The organism is Pseudomonas sp. LBUM1653 (assembly GCF_059716115.1).
Map to the genome: position 1 here is coordinate 4766296 of NZ_CP166803.1, position 16294 is coordinate 4782589.

The following is a 16294-nucleotide window of genomic DNA, read 5'->3' on the forward strand; positions in this document are numbered from 1 at the left end:
GCTTGACGCCCTACTGATGCACCCAACATCACAGCAACGAAATCTCGATATTCGGCTCATGGATGACTTTGAACGAACGCGCTTACCCGGCGCCCCTCGAGTTTCTGCGCACGCTTTAGCAAAGAAGAGAGAGTTAATCCGAATATGCCCACCCGCTCGAAGATCATCTATACCTTCACCGACGAAGCTCCCGCCCTCGCCACCTATTCACTGTTGCCTATCGTAGAGGCCTTCACCGCCTCGGCTGATATCGCCGTTGAAACCCGCGATATCTCTCTTGCAGGGCGCATCCTGGCCAGCTTCCCCGAGCAATTGGGCGACAAAGCCGTAGCCGACCACCTCGCCGAACTGGGCGCCCTGGCCGTTACGCCTGAAGCCAACATCATCAAGCTGCCGAACATCAGCGCCTCGGTTCCGCAACTGCAAGCCGCGATCAAGGAACTGCAAGCCCAGGGCTACGCCCTGCCGGACTACCCGGAGACCGTGAGCAGCGACGCCGACAAAGAAGCCAAGGCGCGCTACGACAAGATCAAGGGCAGCGCCGTGAACCCGGTACTGCGCGAAGGCAACTCCGACCGTCGCGCTCCGCTGTCGGTGAAGAACTACGCGCGCAAGCACCCGCACAAAATGGGCGCCTGGGCTGCGGACTCCAAGTCCCACGTCGCGCACATGAGCAGCGGTGATTTCTACGGCAGCGAAAAAGCCGCCCTGATCGACGCCGCCGGCGCCGTTAAAATCGAACTGATCGCTCAAGACGGCACCACCACCGTCCTGAAGGAAAAAACCAGCGTACAAGCCGGCGAGATCCTCGATTGCGCGGTCATGAGCAAAAACGCCCTGCGCAGCTTCATCGCGACCGAAATCGAAAGCGCCAAGCAACAAGGCGTGCTGCTGTCGGTCCACCTCAAAGCCACCATGATGAAGGTCTCCGACCCGATCATGTTCGGCCAGATCGTTGCCGAGTTCTACAAAGACGCCCTGGCCAAGCACGCTGACGTGCTGGCACAGATCGGCTTCAACCTGAACAACGGCATCGGTGACCTGTACTCGCGCATCAAGGCTTTGCCTGCCGAGCAGCAAGCTGCCATCGAAGCGGACATCCAGGCGGTCTACGCCGTTCGTCCGTCGTTGGCCATGGTCAACTCCGACAAAGGCATCACCAACCTGCACGTGCCGAGCGACGTCATCGTCGACGCCTCGATGCCAGCGATGATCCGTGACTCCGGCAAGATGTGGGGCACCGACGGCCAGCTGCACGACACCAAGGCCGTGATCCCGGATCGCTGCTACGCCACCATCTACCAAGCGGTCATCGAAGACTGCAAGGCCAATGGCGCTTTCGATCCAACCACCATGGGCAGCGTGCCGAACGTTGGCCTGATGGCGAAAAAAGCCGAAGAGTACGGTTCCCACGACAAGACTTTCCAGATCAAGACCAACGGCGTTGTCCGCGTGACCGGCACCGATGGCACCCTGCTGCTGGAACAGTCGGTTGAAGCCGGCGACATCTTCCGCATGTGCCAGACCAAGGACGCGCCGATCCAGGACTGGGTCAAACTGGCCGTCAACCGTGCTCGCGCAAGCAGCACTCCAGCCATTTTCTGGCTGGACCCGATGCGCGCCCACGACGGCGTGGTGATCGAGAAAGTTCAGGCTTACCTGAAGGATCACGACACTGCCGGCCTGGACATCCAGATCATGGCACCGGTTGACGCAATGAAGTTCACCCTGCGTCGCACTCGCGCAGGCAAGGACACCATCTCGGTGACCGGCAACGTATTGCGCGACTACCTGACTGACCTGTTCCCGATCATGGAACTGGGCACCAGCGCCAAGATGCTGTCGATCGTGCCGCTGATGAATGGCGGCGGCCTGTTCGAAACCGGCGCTGGCGGTTCGGCTCCGAAGCACGTGCAACAACTGCTGGAAGAAAACTTCCTGCGTTGGGATTCCCTAGGCGAGTTCCTGGCCCTGGCCGCTTCCCTTGAGCATTTGGGCGTGACCTACAACAACCCCAAGGCGCTGGTTCTGGCCAAGACCCTGGATCAGGCCACCGGCCAGTTCCTGGACAACAACAAGTCGCCATCGCGCAAAGTCGGCAACATCGACAACCGCGGCAGCCACTTCTACCTGGCGCTGTACTGGGCTCAAGCCCTGGCCGCCCAGACTGAAGACGCTGCACTGCAAGCGCAGTTCGCGACCCTGGCCAAGACCCTGACCGAGAACGAGGCGACCATCGTTGCCGAGCTCAACGCTGTCCAGGGCAAGCCAGTGGACATCGGCGGTTACTACCACGCCGATGCCGAGCTGATCAGCAAGGCCATGCGCCCGAGCGCAACTTTCAACGCGGCGGTTGCAGCGTTGGTTTAAGGTTGTAAGGGAACATCACAAACCCCGGCCATGTGCCGGGGTTTGTGTTTTCAGAATCCACACAAATTTATCTGTCGAAACCGGACCTTGTGGGAGCGAGCCTGCTCGCGAAGGCGGTTTATCATTCAACATCAATGCTGGCTGACCCACAGCCTTCGCGAGCAGGCTCGCTCCCACAGGGACAGCATTTCAACATCAAGGAAAACTTATGGACTGGAAACCCCACATCACCGTCGCCACCATCGTCGAAGACAACGGCCGATTCCTGATGGTCGAGGAACTCAAGCACGGACGCGTGGTGCTCAACCAGCCTGCCGGCCACCTGGACCCGAACGAAACCCTGACCGAAGCCGCCGTGCGCGAAACCCTCGAGGAAACCGGCTGGGACGTCGAACCCACCGGCGTACTGGGCATTTATCTCTATACCGCCCCGAGCAACGGCGTGACCTACCAACGGGTCTGCTTCATCGCCAAACCGCTGAAACATCACCCCGAGTATCAACTGGACGAAGGCATCGTCGGCGCCAAGTGGTTGACCCGCGAGGAATTAATCGGGCAGCGCGACAACTGGCGCAGCGAGCTGATCATCCGCTGCATCGACGACTATCTAAGCGGTCAACACTTCGGACTCGAATTGATCCGTCCTTCTCTTTAGCCTTGCAGGCTGGAGCCTGTTAGAATCGCGTCCTTTTTCAAGACACTCATTGAATCCCTATGCGTGATCCAGCCCCTTCTGACACACAAAAGAAGCGCGTCATTGTCGGCATGTCCGGCGGCGTGGACTCTTCCGTTTCCGCCCTCCTGCTGATCGAGCAGGGCTATGAGGTGGAAGGCCTGTTCATGAAGAACTGGGAAGAAGACGACGGAACCGAATACTGCACCGCCATGGACGACCTGGCGGACGCCCAGGCCGTGTGCGACAAGATTGGCATCAAGCTGCACACCGCCAACTTCGCCGCCGAGTACTGGGACAACGTGTTCGAGCATTTCCTGGCCGAATACAAGGCCGGACGCACGCCGAACCCGGACATCCTGTGCAACCGCGAGATCAAGTTCAAGGCGTTCCTCGACTACGCCATGATGCTCGGCGCCGACCTGATCGCCACCGGCCACTATGTGCGCCGCCGCGACATCGACGGCCGCACCGAACTGCTCAAGGGCCTGGACCCGAACAAGGACCAGAGCTACTTCCTGCACGCCGTCGGCGGCGAACAGATTGCCAAGACCCTGTTCCCGGTCGGCGAGCTGGAAAAACCGCAGGTTCGGGCAATTGCCGAGAAATACGAGCTGGCGACCGCGAAAAAGAAGGATTCCACCGGCATCTGCTTTATCGGCGAACGCCGCTTCAGCGACTTCCTCAAGCAATACCTGCCGGCGCAACCGGGCGAGATCAAGACCACCGAAGGTGAAATCATCGGCCGCCACCATGGCTTGATGTACCACACCATCGGCCAACGCCAGGGCCTGGGCATCGGCGGCCTGAAAGACGCCAGCGACGAGCCGTGGTACGTGCTGATCAAGGACCTGGAACACAACGAGCTGATCGTTGGCCAGGGTAACGATCACCCGTGGCTGTTCTCCCGCGCCCTGCTCGCTTCGGATATCTATTGGGTCAACCCGATCGACCTGAGCCAGCCACGCAAGCTGACCGCCAAGGTTCGTTATCGCCAGAGCGACCAGCCCTGCACGCTCGAGAAGACCGCTACCGGCTACCGCGCGACCTTCGATGACCCGCAACGCGCGGTCACTCCTGGTCAATCCGTGGTGTTCTACGACGGCGAGATCTGCCTGGGTGGCGGCGTCATCGAAATTGCGGAACCCTGGACCAGCAAAGGCCAGGCCCAATGAGCCCGACCCAGGAGCAACTGACGGCACTGGGCGGCGTATTCCTGGCCGCCGTGCTGGTCGACAAGATCGCCAAGACCGGCCAGACCAATGAGGCCGGCCTGACCTGCATGCTCGGCAGCCTGCTGATTCGCGATCCCAAGGACACCCTGGAAGTCTATGGCGGCGACGATATCAACCTGCGCGAAGGCTATCGCGCCTTGATCGGCGCCCTCGAACGCGACCCGAGCGCCCTGCAGCGCGAACCACTGCGTTATGCACTGGCCATGCTGGGCCTTGAGCGCCAGCTGGCCAAGCGCGAGGACATGCTGGAGATCATCGGCAAGCGCCTGCCGCAGATTCAGTCCCAGGTCGAGCACTTCGGTCCGGCCCACGAAAACGTGATCGCCGCGTGCGGCGCACTGTATCAGGACACCCTGAGTACTCTGCGCCAACGCATTCAGGTGCACGGCGACATGCGCAACCTGCAGCAACCAAGCAACGCCTCGAAAATTCGCGCCCTGCTGCTGGCCGGCATACGTTCGGCACGCCTGTGGCGGCAATTGGGCGGTCATCGCTGGCAGCTGGTGATCAGCCGGCGCAAATTGCTGAAAGAGCTTTACCCATTGATGCGTAACGAATAACCCGCATCGACAGCACCGAACTTAGCAATACGCGTAATACGCCGGTCAGTTGGCGACGGACCGGCGGATTTTTTCATGTATGATACGCGCCCCATTTCGTTGCCCGACTGTCCGAGAACACCCCATGCAGCTCTCTTCGCTCACTGCGGTTTCCCCTGTTGACGGCCGCTACGCCGGCAAAACCCAGGCCCTGCGCCCAATTTTCAGCGAGTACGGCCTGATCCGTGCCCGCGTCCTGGTTGAAGTGCGTTGGCTCCAGCGCCTGGCCGCTCACCCCGCCATCAGCGAAGTGCCGGCGTTCTCCGCCGAAGCCAACGCGGTATTGAACACCCTGGCGGAAAACTTCTCCCTGGAGCACGCCGAGCGTGTCAAAGAGATCGAGCGCACCACCAACCACGACGTAAAAGCCATCGAATACCTGCTCAAAGAGCAAGCGGCCAAACTGCCGGAACTGGCCAAGGTCAGCGAATTCATCCACTTCGCCTGCACCAGCGAGGACATCAACAACCTGTCCCACGCCCTGATGCTGCGCGAAGGCCGTGATGACGTGATGCTGCCGCTGATGCGCCAGACCGCCAACGCCATCCGCGAACTGGCCATCCGTTTCGCCGACGTGCCGATGCTGTCGCGCACCCACGGTCAACCGGCTTCGCCGACCACCCTGGGCAAAGAACTGGCCAACGTGGTTTACCGCCTGGAGCGCCAGATCGCTCAAGTCGCTGCCGTTCCACTGCTGGGCAAGATCAACGGCGCTGTCGGCAACTACAACGCTCACCTGTCGGCCTACCCTGAGATCGACTGGGAAGCCAATGCCCGCGCCTTCATCGAAGACGAGCTGGGCCTGGGCTTCAACCCGTACACCACGCAGATCGAGCCGCACGACTACATTGCCGAGCTGTTCGACGCGATCGCGCGTTTCAACACCATCCTGATCGACTTCGACCGTGATATCTGGGGCTACATCTCCCTGGGTTATTTCAAGCAGCGCACCATTGCTGGCGAAATCGGCTCGTCGACCATGCCGCACAAGGTCAACCCGATCGACTTCGAAAACTCCGAAGGCAACCTGGGCATCGCCAACGCGCTATTCCAGCACCTGGCGAGCAAGCTGCCGATCTCCCGCTGGCAGCGCGACCTGACCGACTCCACCGTACTGCGCAACCTCGGTGTCGGCTTCGCCCACAGCGTGATCGCGTACGAAGCCAGCCTCAAGGGCATCAGCAAGCTGGAGCTCAACGAGCAGAAGATTGCCGCCGACCTGGACGCCTGCTGGGAAGTGTTGGCCGAGCCGATCCAGACTGTCATGCGTCGCTACAACATCGAAAACCCGTACGAAAAGCTGAAAGAATTGACCCGCGGCAAGGGCATCAGCCCTGAAGCGCTGCAAACTTTCATCGACGGCCTGGACATGCCAGCCGCGGCCAAGGCCGAGCTGAAACTGCTCACCCCGGCGAACTACATCGGCAACGCTGTAGCGCAAGCCAAACGCATCTGATCCACCGCTGGACCCTTTTAAGACGCCCGGCCGCGCCGGGCGTTTTTATTCCCGTATGAAAAGTGCTTTTTTTCAATAGGTTACACATGAATCCTGACATTCCTCTTCAACTTCTGGGCGGCATCACGGCACGCGAGTTCCTGCGCGACTACTGGCAGAAAAAACCGCTGTTGATCCGTCAGGCGATTCCCGATTTCGAAAGCCCGATCGATGCCGACGAACTGGCCGGCCTGGCGCTGGAAGAAGAAGTCGAATCGCGCCTGATCATCGAGAACGGCGAGCGCCCATGGGAATTGCGTCGCGGTCCGTTTGCCGAGGATGAATTCAGCAAATTGCCGGAGCGCGAGTGGACCCTGCTGGTGCAGGCCGTTGACCAGTTCGTGCCGGAAGTCAGCGAACTGCTGGAAAACTTCCGCTTCCTGCCGAGCTGGCGCATCGACGACGTGATGATCAGCTTCGCCGCCCCTGGTGGCAGTGTCGGTCCGCACTTCGACAACTACGACGTGTTCCTGTTGCAAGGCCACGGCAAGCGCAACTGGAAAATCGGCCAGATGTGCGACTCCGAAAGCCCGCTGCTGCAACACGCGGACCTGCGCATCCTCGCCGACTTCGAAGCCACCGATGAATGGGTGCTGGAACCGGGCGACATGCTCTACCTGCCGCCGCGCCTGGCCCACTGCGGCGTGGCCGTCGACGATTGCCTGACCTACTCCGTCGGTTTCCGCGCACCGAGCGCCGCTGAAGTGCTTACCCACTTCACCGACTTCCTCAGCCAGTTCCTGCCGGACGAAGAGCGCTACACCGACGCCGACGCCCTGCCTGCGGTCGATCCGCACCAGATCCAGCACGACGCCCTCGATCGCTTGAAAGGCCTGCTGGCCGAACACATGAGTGACGAGCGCCTGCTGCTGACCTGGTTCGGCCAGTTCATGACCGAGCCACGCTACCCGGAACTGGTGGTCGGCCCGGAAGACCTCGAAGAAGACGACGTACTCGGCGCGCTCGAGCAAGGCGCCGTGCTGATCCGCAACCCGAGCGCGCGCCTGGCCTGGTCGGAAGTCGATGACGACCTGCTGCTGTTCGCCAGCGGCCAGAGCCGTTACCTGCCGGGCAAGCTGCGCGAACTGCTGAAGATGATCTGCGCCGCCGACGCACTGCACGTCGACAACCTGGGTGACTGGTTGACCGACGAAGACGGCCGCGGCCTGCTGTGCGAACTGGTCAAGCAAGGAAGCCTGGGGTTTGCCGATGAATAAGATTCACGTACGTGTCGCAGACTGGCAGAAAGACAACGCCGAGATCCGGCGCATTCGTGAAGCGGTGTTCGTCGCCGAGCAATCCGTGCCACCCGAGTTGGAATGGGATGCCGATGATGTGACGGCCGTGCATTTTCTCGCCCTTGAAGGCGACTTTCCGGTTGGCACCGCCCGCCTGTTGCCTGACGGTCACGTCGGCCGGGTGTCGGTACTCAAGGACTGGCGCGGCTTGAAAGTCGGCGATGCACTGATGCACGCGGTAATCGGCGAAGCCGAAGAGCGCGGGCTGAAGCAGCAGCAGCTCAGCGCCCAGGTGCAAGCCACGGCGTTCTATGAGCGCCTGGGCTTTCACATGGTCAGTGAGGAGTTCCTGGAAGCAGGGATTCCGCATGTGGACATGGTCCGGCATTCGACTTGAGACCGAGTCGCGACCTTCGCGAGCAGGCTCGCTCCCACAGTTGATTTGCGAACGACGCAAAACCAATGTGGGAGCGAGCCTGCTCGCGAAGAGGCCAGTAGGCGCACCACAAAACGCCCCGTCATCACCCGATGCCGGGGCGTTTTGCTGTCTAGGATTCAACAAGCGCCAACCCTGGCCGACAAACTGGCAATATCAAGACTTTGATTGCGGAGATAACGGATATGTCCCTACGCACCCTGCTCACCACACTGCTGGTGACCTGCAGTTTTTCGCTCATGGCAGCCACCGAAATCGTGCCGCTGAACTACCACACCAGTGCCGACATGTTGCCGGTGGCGCAGGATTTCATCGGCAAGGACGGCCAGGTCAGCGCCTACGGCAATCAGCTCATCGTCAACGCCGATCAGCGCAAGATCGACGAACTTAAGGCCCTGATCGGCCAACTCGATACCGCGCCCAAACGCCTGCTGATCACCGTCGACACCAACGAAAACAACGTTCAGGGCGATCAGGGTTACTCGGTCAACGGCGCCAGACCCAGCCAGACCCGCATCATCAACCGCAGCACCGCCAGCCGCGAGGGTGGCATCCAGCAAATCCAGGCCACCGACGGCATGCCGGCGCTGATCCAGGTCGGCCAGAGCGTACCGCTGACCAGCACCCAGACCGACGGCTACGGTGACCTGCGCAGCCAGACCGTGTACCGCAACGTCACCCAGGGCTTTTACGTGACCGCCAACGTCACCGGTGAGATCGTCCATCTGTCGATCAGTACCAACCGTGACCGCATGAGCCAGGAACGTCCCGATGTAGTGAACGTGCAAAGCACCGACACAACCGTCACCGGCCGCCTGGGCGAATGGATCCTGCTGGCCGGGGTGAATCGCCAGACACAGGCCGACAAACAGGGCCTGACCCGCAGCTACTCGACCCAGGGACGCGATGACATGACCCTGCGAGTGAAAGTCGATACTTTGGACCAAGACACCAAAAACTGACTGCCAAGTCGTATTAGACCAAAGATGTAGTGCTTGAAAAAAAGCACTACAAAACGTTTGACGAGGCAAAAAAGCGAAGGCATGATGGCCTCGCTCCCGCTAATCAGGGGCCCTGGCAAGGGCCTTCGAGGCGATGTTCGCACCTACCCCGCGAACCGCTTCGTGTCTGTACCGCCCACAAGGTGTGTTTGACGAGGTTGCCGACTGGAACGAAGTTGTCCCGAGGGACGGAAGCGTAATTAGGTAACCCGGCACCACACTGATGTTCGTACCAAGGCCCACGATGCCCGAATGCGCCCGCAGTTCGCCTTTACCTGCTCACTTCCCCTCGAGCCCATCGTTCATCCCGTCGCCATCCCCGCCGAACCCGACTTGACCGCCTAAGCTTCTGGTCAGCGAGCGCAGGAATTTTCCACCGCAGAACAACTTTTCATACAAGACGCGACGAGGTTTATCTCCATGGCACTGACACGCGAACAGCAAATTGCAGCCCTCGAAAAAGACTGGGCTGAAAACCCACGCTGGAAAGGCGTGACACGCGCTTACTCCGCTGCTGACGTCGTCCGCCTGCGTGGCTCGGTTCAACCTGAGCACACCTTTGCAAAACTCGGCGCCGAGAAGCTGTGGAACCTGGTCACCCAGGGCGCCAAGCCATCCTTCCGTCCTGATAAAGATTTCGTCAACTGCATGGGCGCCCTGACCGGCGGCCAGGCTGTGCAACAAGTCAAAGCCGGTATCCAGGCGATCTACCTGTCGGGCTGGCAAGTAGCTGCGGACAACAACTCCGCCGAATCGATGTACCCGGACCAGTCGCTGTACCCGGTGGACTCGGTTCCAACCGTGGTCAAGCGCATCAACAACTCGTTCCGTCGTGCCGACCAGATCCAGTGGAAAGCCGGCAAGAACCCGGGCGACGATGGCTACATCGACTACTTCGCGCCCATCGTGGCTGACGCTGAAGCCGGTTTCGGCGGCGTATTGAACGCCTACGAGCTGATGAAGAGCATGATCGAAGCAGGCGCCGCCGGCGTTCACTTCGAAGACCAACTGGCTTCCGTGAAAAAATGCGGCCACATGGGCGGCAAGGTACTGGTTCCTACCCAGGAAGCCGTACAGAAGCTGACCGCTGCCCGTCTGGCGGCCGACGTTGCCGGTACTCCGACCATCATCCTGGCGCGTACCGACGCTAACGCGGCTGACCTGCTGACTTCCGACTGCGACCCGTACGACCAGCCATTCGTGACTGGCGAACGTACCCAGGAAGGTTTCTACAAAGTGCGCGCCGGCCTCGACCAGGCGATTGCTCGCGGCCTGGCCTACGCACCGTACGCCGACCTGATCTGGTGCGAAACCGCCAAGCCAGACCTGGACGAGGCTCGTCGCTTCGCTGAAGCGATCAAGAAGGAATACCCGGACCAACTGCTGTCGTACAACTGCTCGCCTTCCTTCAACTGGAAGAAAAACCTGGACGACGCGACCATCGCCAAGTTCCAGCGCGAACTGTCCGCCATGGGCTACAAGCACCAGTTCATCACCCTGGCCGGCATTCACAACATGTGGCACAGCATGTTCAACCTGGCGCACGACTACGCCCGCAACGACATGACTGCCTACGTGAAGCTGCAAGAGCAAGAGTTCGCTGACGCATCGAAGGGCTACACCTTCGTGGCGCACCAGCAGGAAGTGGGCACCGGCTACTTCGACGACATGACCACCGTGATCCAGGGTGGCTCGTCTTCGGTTACCGCACTGACCGGTTCGACTGAAGAAGAACAGTTCCACTGATCTGCTTCGCCTGAGACATCAGCCGCTGCGGGCCCCATAGAAAGCTAACCGCAGCGCTGCACATCTGACGCCCCGACTGGTTCGGGGCGTTTTTTTGCCTGCAATTTCGTGAACACCCAAAAACCCTGTAGGAGCTGACGAGTGAAACGAGGCTGCGATCCTTTGATTTTTTTTAGAAGCAAGATCAAAAGATCGCAGCCTCGTTTCACTCGTCAGCTCCTACAGTTACGCGCATATAAGACAACTTCCCAACCATAAACCCGATAACCAGTTTGAAAACCGCCACAAACAATATTGATTATCATTTAGCCAAAACTATATTCGTTACATTCCCTACAAAACATAATTCCCGAAATGCCGGCTAATGCCCGCAACGCAAGGGCTACGGCGCTTTTGCCGCTCGCTATGTCCTTATTCCTATAAATAATTTCGCTATAGGAATTTTACTTGCTGGGTGTTTAGCCATAAAATCAGCGGGATTGATTGCTGCGACATATCGTCACTGCGTTGTTACTTTTTCAAGCTCAGAGACCTTTGCTCTCTGTTAAGGATTACCAGCATGCCCGAAGCGACAGGACTCATGGCCCACAACTGGGGCTTTGCCATTTTCCTTCTAGGCGTGGTCGGCCTCTGTGCCTTCATGCTGGGCGTTTCCAGCCTACTCGGGTCAAAAGCCTGGGGCCGCAGCAAAAACGAACCGTTCGAGTCCGGCATGCTACCTACAGGTGGCGCCCGCTTGCGGCTCTCAGCCAAATTCTATCTGGTCGCGATGCTCTTCGTGATCTTCGATATCGAAGCCCTCTTTCTCTTTGCATGGTCTGTGTCCGTCCGCGAAAGCGGCTGGACCGGATTCGTCGAAGCTCTCGTTTTCATAGCAATTCTGTTGGCAGGCCTTGTCTACCTATTCCGAGTGGGCGCCCTTGACTGGGCTCCGGAAGCTCGTCGTAAGCGGCAAGCGAAGCTGAAACAATGAGGCTTTGGCAATGCAATACAATCTCACCAGGATCGACCCCGATGCTCCTAACGAGCAGTATCCGATTGGCGAACGGGAAACCGTTTCCGATCCGTTAGAAGATCAAGTCCACAAAAACATTTTCATGGGCAAGCTCGAAGACGTGCTTAACGGCACGATCAACTGGGGGCGCAAGAACTCCCTGTGGCCGTATAACTTCGGTCTTTCGTGCTGCTACGTGGAAATGACCACCGCCTTCACGGCGCCCCACGACATCGCGCGCTTTGGCGCCGAGGTTATCCGGGCATCGCCGCGTCAGGCGGATTTCATGGTTATCGCCGGTACCTGCTTCATCAAGATGGCGCCGATCATTCAGCGTCTCTACGAGCAAATGCTCGAACCCAAATGGGTCATCTCCATGGGTTCGTGCGCCAACTCCGGTGGCATGTACGACATCTACTCTGTCGTTCAAGGGGTGGACAAGTTCCTGCCCGTGGACGTCTACGTGCCTGGCTGCCCGCCCCGCCCTGAAGCTTTCCTGCAAGGCTTGATGCTGTTGCAGGAGTCGATTGGACAGGAGCGTCGTCCGCTTTCCTGGGTCGTTGGTGATCAAGGCGTGTATCGCGCCGAGATGCCTTCGGAAAAGGAAAAGCGCCGCGAACAGCGAATCGCAGTCACCAACCTGCGCAGCCCCGACGAAGTCTGATCCAGATCTGCTTCTTCTTATAGAACGAGACACTGGCTTCATTCTTTACGTTGACCGAAAGCGATAAAATAACCATGACTACAGGCAGTGCTCTGTACATCCCGCCTTACAAGGCAGACGACCAGGATGTGGTCGTCGAACTGAACAACCGTTTTGGCCCGGAGGCGTTCACCGCCCAGCCTACCCGCACCGGCATGCCGGTGCTTTGGGTTGCCCGCGCCAAACTCGTCGAAGTCCTGACCTTCCTGCGCAACCTGCCCAAGCCGTACGTCATGCTCTATGACCTGCACGGCGTGGACGAGCGTCTGCGTACCAAGCGTCAAGGGCTGCCGAACGGCGTCGAGTTCTCCGTGTTCTATCACTTGATGTCGATCGAACGTAATAGTGACGTAATGATCAAGGTCGCCTTGTCCGAGAGCGACCTCAGCCTGCCGACCGTCACCAGCATCTGGCCAAACGCCAACTGGTACGAGCGTGAAGTCTGGGACATGTACGGTATCGACTTCAAAGGCCACCCGCACCTGTCGCGCATCATGATGCCGCCGACCTGGGAAGGTCACCCGTTGCGCAAGGACTTCCCTGCCCGGGCCACCGAATTCGATCCGTACAGCCTGACCCTGGCCAAGCAACAGCTCGAGGAAGAAGCCGCGCGCTTCAAGCCTGAAGACTGGGGCATGAAGCGTTCCGGCCCGAACGAGGACTACATGTTCCTCAACCTCGGCCCTAACCACCCTTCGGCGCACGGTGCATTTCGCATCATCCTGCAGCTGGACGGTGAAGAGATCGTCGACTGCGTGCCGGACGTCGGTTACCACCACCGTGGTGCCGAGAAGATGGCCGAGCGTCAGTCCTGGCACAGCTTCATCCCGTACACCGACCGTATCGACTACCTCGGCGGCGTGATGAACAACCTGCCGTACGTGCTCTCGGTCGAGAAACTGGCCGGCATCAAGGTGCCGGAGAAGGTCGACGTCATCCGCATCATGATGGCCGAGTTCTTCCGGATCACCAGCCACCTGCTGTTCCTGGGTACCTATATCCAGGACGTCGGCGCCATGACCCCGGTATTCTTCACCTTCACCGACCGCCAGCGCGCGTACACGGTGATCGAAGCCATTACCGGTTTCCGCCTGCACCCGGCCTGGTACCGCATCGGTGGCGTCGCCCACGACCTGCCGCGCGGCTGGGAAAAACTGGTCAAGGATTTCGTCGAGTGGATGCCCAAGCGTCTGGACGAATACCAGAAAGCCGCCCTGGACAACAGCATCCTGCGTGGCCGCACCATCGGCGTCGCCGACTACAACACCAAAGAGGCCCTGGAATGGGGCGTCACCGGTGCCGGCCTGCGTTCCACCGGTTGCGACTTCGACCTGCGTAAAGCGCGTCCGTACTCGGGCTACGAAAACTTCGAGTTCGAAGTGCCGCTGGCCGCCAATGGCGATGCCTACGACCGTTGCATCGTGCGCGTCGAGGAGATGCGCCAGAGCATCAAGATCATCGACCAGTGCCTGCGCAACATGCCGGAAGGCCCGTACAAGGCGGATCACCCGCTGACCACGCCGCCGCCGAAAGAGCGCACGCTGCAGCACATCGAAACCTTGATCACGCACTTCCTGCAAGTTTCGTGGGGCCCGGTCATGCCGGCCAACGAATCCTTCCAGATGATCGAAGCGACCAAGGGCATCAACAGTTATTACCTGACGAGCGATGGCGGCACCATGAGCTACCGCACCCGGATTCGTACCCCAAGCTTCCCGCACCTGCAGCAGATCCCTTCGGTGATCAAAGGCAGCATGGTCGCGGACTTGATTGCGTACCTGGGTAGTATCGATTTCGTTATGGCCGACGTGGACCGCTAAGCATGAACAGCACGCTTATCCAGACAGACCGTTTCACCTTGAGTGAAACCGAGCGCTCGGCCATCGAGCACGAGCTGCATCACTACGAAGACCCGCGCGCGGCGTCGATCGAAGCCCTGAAGATCGTCCAGAAGGAACGCGGCTGGGTGCCGGACGGCGCTCTGTACGCCATCGGCGAGATCCTCGGCATCCCGGCCAGCGACGTTGAAGGCGTGGCGACGTTCTATAGCCAGATCTTCCGTCAGCCAGTGGGCCGTCACATCATTCGCGTCTGCGACAGCATGGTCTGCTACATCGGCGGCCACGAGTCGGTGGTCAGCGAAATCCAGAGCAAACTCGGCATCGGCCTGGGCCAGACCACCACCGATGGTCGTTTCACCCTGCTGCCGGTCTGCTGCCTCGGCAACTGCGACAAGGCGCCGGCGTTGATGATCGACGACGACACTTTCGGTGATGTGCAGCCTGCTGGCGTTGCCAAATTGCTCGAGGGCTACGTATGACCCTGACTTCCTTCGGTCCTGCCAACCGCATCAAGCGTTCGGCCGAGACTCACCCGCTCACCTGGCGTCTGCGTGACGACGGCGAAGCCGTATGGCTCGACGAATACCAGGCCAAGAACGGTTACGCCGCTGCGCGCAAGGCCTTCGCCGACATGGCCCAGGACGACATCGTCCAGACCGTGAAAGAATCCGGCCTCAAGGGCCGCGGCGGTGCAGGCTTCCCCACTGGCGTGAAGTGGGGCCTGATGCCAAAAGACGAATCCATCAACATCCGCTACCTGCTGTGCAACGCGGATGAAATGGAGCCCAACACCTGGAAAGACCGCATGCTGATGGAGCAACTGCCCCATCTGCTGATCGAAGGCATGCTGATCAGTGCTCGCGCACTGAAAACCTACCGTGGCTACATCTTCCTGCGTGGCGAGTACACCACCGCCGCCAAGCACCTCAACCGTGCCGTGGAAGAAGCCAAGGCAGCAGGCTTGCTGGGCAAGAACATTCTGGGTTCGGGTTTTGATTTCGAGCTGTTCGTCCACACCGGCGCCGGGCGTTACATCTGCGGTGAAGAAACCGCGCTGATCAACTCCCTCGAAGGCCGTCGCGCCAACCCGCGCTCCAAGCCGCCCTTCCCGGCCGCCGTTGGCGTTTGGGGCAAGCCGACTTGCGTGAACAACGTTGAAACCCTGTGCAACGTGCCGGCGATCATTGCCGACGGCGTGGACTGGTACAAATCGTTGGCTCGCGAAGGCAGTGAAGACATGGGCACCAAGCTCATGGGCTTCTCCGGCAAGGTCAAGAACCCGGGTCTGTGGGAACTGCCATTCGGCGTCACCGGTCGCGAGTTGTTCGAAGACTACGCCGGTGGCATGCGCGACGGTTACAAGCTCAAGTGCTGGCAGCCTGGCGGCGCCGGTACCGGTTTCCTGTTGCCGGAACACCTGGACGCACAAATGTACGCCGGCGGCATCGCCAAAGTGGGCACCCGTATGGGTACCGGCCTGGCGATGGCGGTGGACGACAGCGTCAACATGGTGTCCCTGCTGCGCAACATGGAGCAGTTTTTCGCCCGCGAATCCTGCGGCTTCTGCACCCCTTGCCGCGATGGCCTGCCATGGAGCGTCAAGCTTCTGATGGCCATCGAGAACGGTGAAGGGCAAGCCGGCGACATCGAGACCCTGCTGGGTCTGGTCGGTTTCCTCGGCCCAGGCAAGACCTTCTGTGCTCACGCACCGGGTGCCGTGGAGCCGCTGGGCAGCGCCATCAAATACTTCCGCCATGAGTTCGAAGCCGGTATCGCGCCTGTCAGCGCCGCCGTCCCGCCTCTGGCACGGCCGATCGTAGTCGGCGCGTAAACGCTTAAACAAGGCGAAGGGCCCGTGCCCTTCGCTTTTCGTGCGATGACGCCTTTACCGGCTGTGTTGATTCGCGCGGATAACAAGATTCCATTAGCCACGCCCGCTGACACCGGGCCAACGAAGAACTTT

Annotated in this window: 14 protein-coding genes; all 14 read left to right on the forward strand. The window is 59.9% G+C overall.

Translation table 11 applies throughout. The features are described from left to right. Positions 1–144 precede the first annotated feature (144 nt). Entirely contained in the window at positions 145–2370 is a 2226-nt protein-coding gene (locus ACA054_RS21430; RefSeq protein WP_497686055.1) for an NADP-dependent isocitrate dehydrogenase, read from the forward strand. A 208-nt stretch (positions 2371–2578) separates the two neighbouring features. Continuing rightward, positions 2579–3025, forward strand: coding sequence for an NUDIX hydrolase (locus ACA054_RS21435; RefSeq protein WP_497686056.1), 447 nt, complete (start codon positions 2579–2581; stop codon positions 3023–3025). 59 nt (positions 3026–3084) lie between these two features. Continuing rightward, positions 3085–4218 (forward strand): tRNA 2-thiouridine(34) synthase MnmA, encoded by a 1134-nt coding sequence (mnmA, locus tag ACA054_RS21440; protein ID WP_497686057.1) that lies wholly within the window; start codon positions 3085–3087, stop codon positions 4216–4218. Beyond that, positions 4215–4838, forward strand: coding sequence for a high frequency lysogenization protein HflD (gene hflD / locus ACA054_RS21445; protein WP_272602829.1), 624 nt, complete (start codon positions 4215–4217; stop codon positions 4836–4838). Before mnmA ends, hflD begins: the two co-directional genes overlap by 4 nt. A gap of 124 nt (positions 4839–4962) precedes the next feature. Continuing rightward, positions 4963–6333: an adenylosuccinate lyase gene (gene purB, locus ACA054_RS21450; protein ID WP_007940861.1), complete on the forward strand. Its 1371-nt coding sequence runs from the start codon at positions 4963–4965 to the stop codon at positions 6331–6333. A gap of 86 nt (positions 6334–6419) precedes the next feature. Further along, the gene (locus tag ACA054_RS21455; protein ID WP_497686058.1) at positions 6420–7589 is read left to right on the forward strand and encodes a ribosomal protein uL16 3-hydroxylase; all 1170 of its coding nucleotides are present in this window, start codon (positions 6420–6422) and stop codon (positions 7587–7589) included. Continuing rightward, positions 7582–8007 carry a GNAT family N-acetyltransferase gene (locus ACA054_RS21460; protein ID WP_497686059.1) on the forward strand — a complete coding sequence of 142 codons (426 nt, stop codon included), beginning with the start codon at positions 7582–7584 and terminating at the stop codon, positions 8005–8007. Before ACA054_RS21455 ends, ACA054_RS21460 begins: the two co-directional genes overlap by 8 nt. A gap of 224 nt (positions 8008–8231) precedes the next feature. After that, complete coding sequence (locus tag ACA054_RS21465) at positions 8232–9008, forward strand: secretin N-terminal domain-containing protein (RefSeq protein ID WP_497686060.1); 777 nt, start codon at positions 8232–8234, stop codon at positions 9006–9008. A gap of 459 nt (positions 9009–9467) precedes the next feature. Next, complete coding sequence (gene aceA / locus ACA054_RS21470) at positions 9468–10793, forward strand: isocitrate lyase (protein WP_497686061.1); 1326 nt, start codon at positions 9468–9470, stop codon at positions 10791–10793. Between the two features lie 559 nt (positions 10794–11352). Then, positions 11353–11766: an NADH-quinone oxidoreductase subunit A gene (locus ACA054_RS21475; RefSeq protein WP_003223812.1), complete on the forward strand. Its 414-nt coding sequence runs from the start codon at positions 11353–11355 to the stop codon at positions 11764–11766. A 10-nt stretch (positions 11767–11776) separates the two neighbouring features. Then, on the forward strand, positions 11777–12451 hold the full coding sequence (locus ACA054_RS21480) for a NuoB/complex I 20 kDa subunit family protein (RefSeq protein ID WP_007946424.1): 675 nt from the start codon (positions 11777–11779) through the stop codon (positions 12449–12451). Between the two features lie 74 nt (positions 12452–12525). Further along, positions 12526–14310, forward strand: a complete 1785-nt coding sequence (gene nuoC / locus ACA054_RS21485; RefSeq protein WP_497686062.1) for an NADH-quinone oxidoreductase subunit C/D — start codon at positions 12526–12528, stop codon at positions 14308–14310. A 2-nt stretch (positions 14311–14312) separates the two neighbouring features. Beyond that, positions 14313–14810 carry an NADH-quinone oxidoreductase subunit NuoE gene (nuoE, locus tag ACA054_RS21490; RefSeq protein ID WP_008053447.1) on the forward strand — a complete coding sequence of 166 codons (498 nt, stop codon included), beginning with the start codon at positions 14313–14315 and terminating at the stop codon, positions 14808–14810. Then, entirely contained in the window at positions 14807–16162 is a 1356-nt protein-coding gene (gene nuoF, locus ACA054_RS21495) for an NADH-quinone oxidoreductase subunit NuoF (protein WP_497686063.1), read from the forward strand. Before nuoE ends, nuoF begins: the two co-directional genes overlap by 4 nt. The last annotated feature ends 132 nt before the right edge of the window (positions 16163–16294 follow it).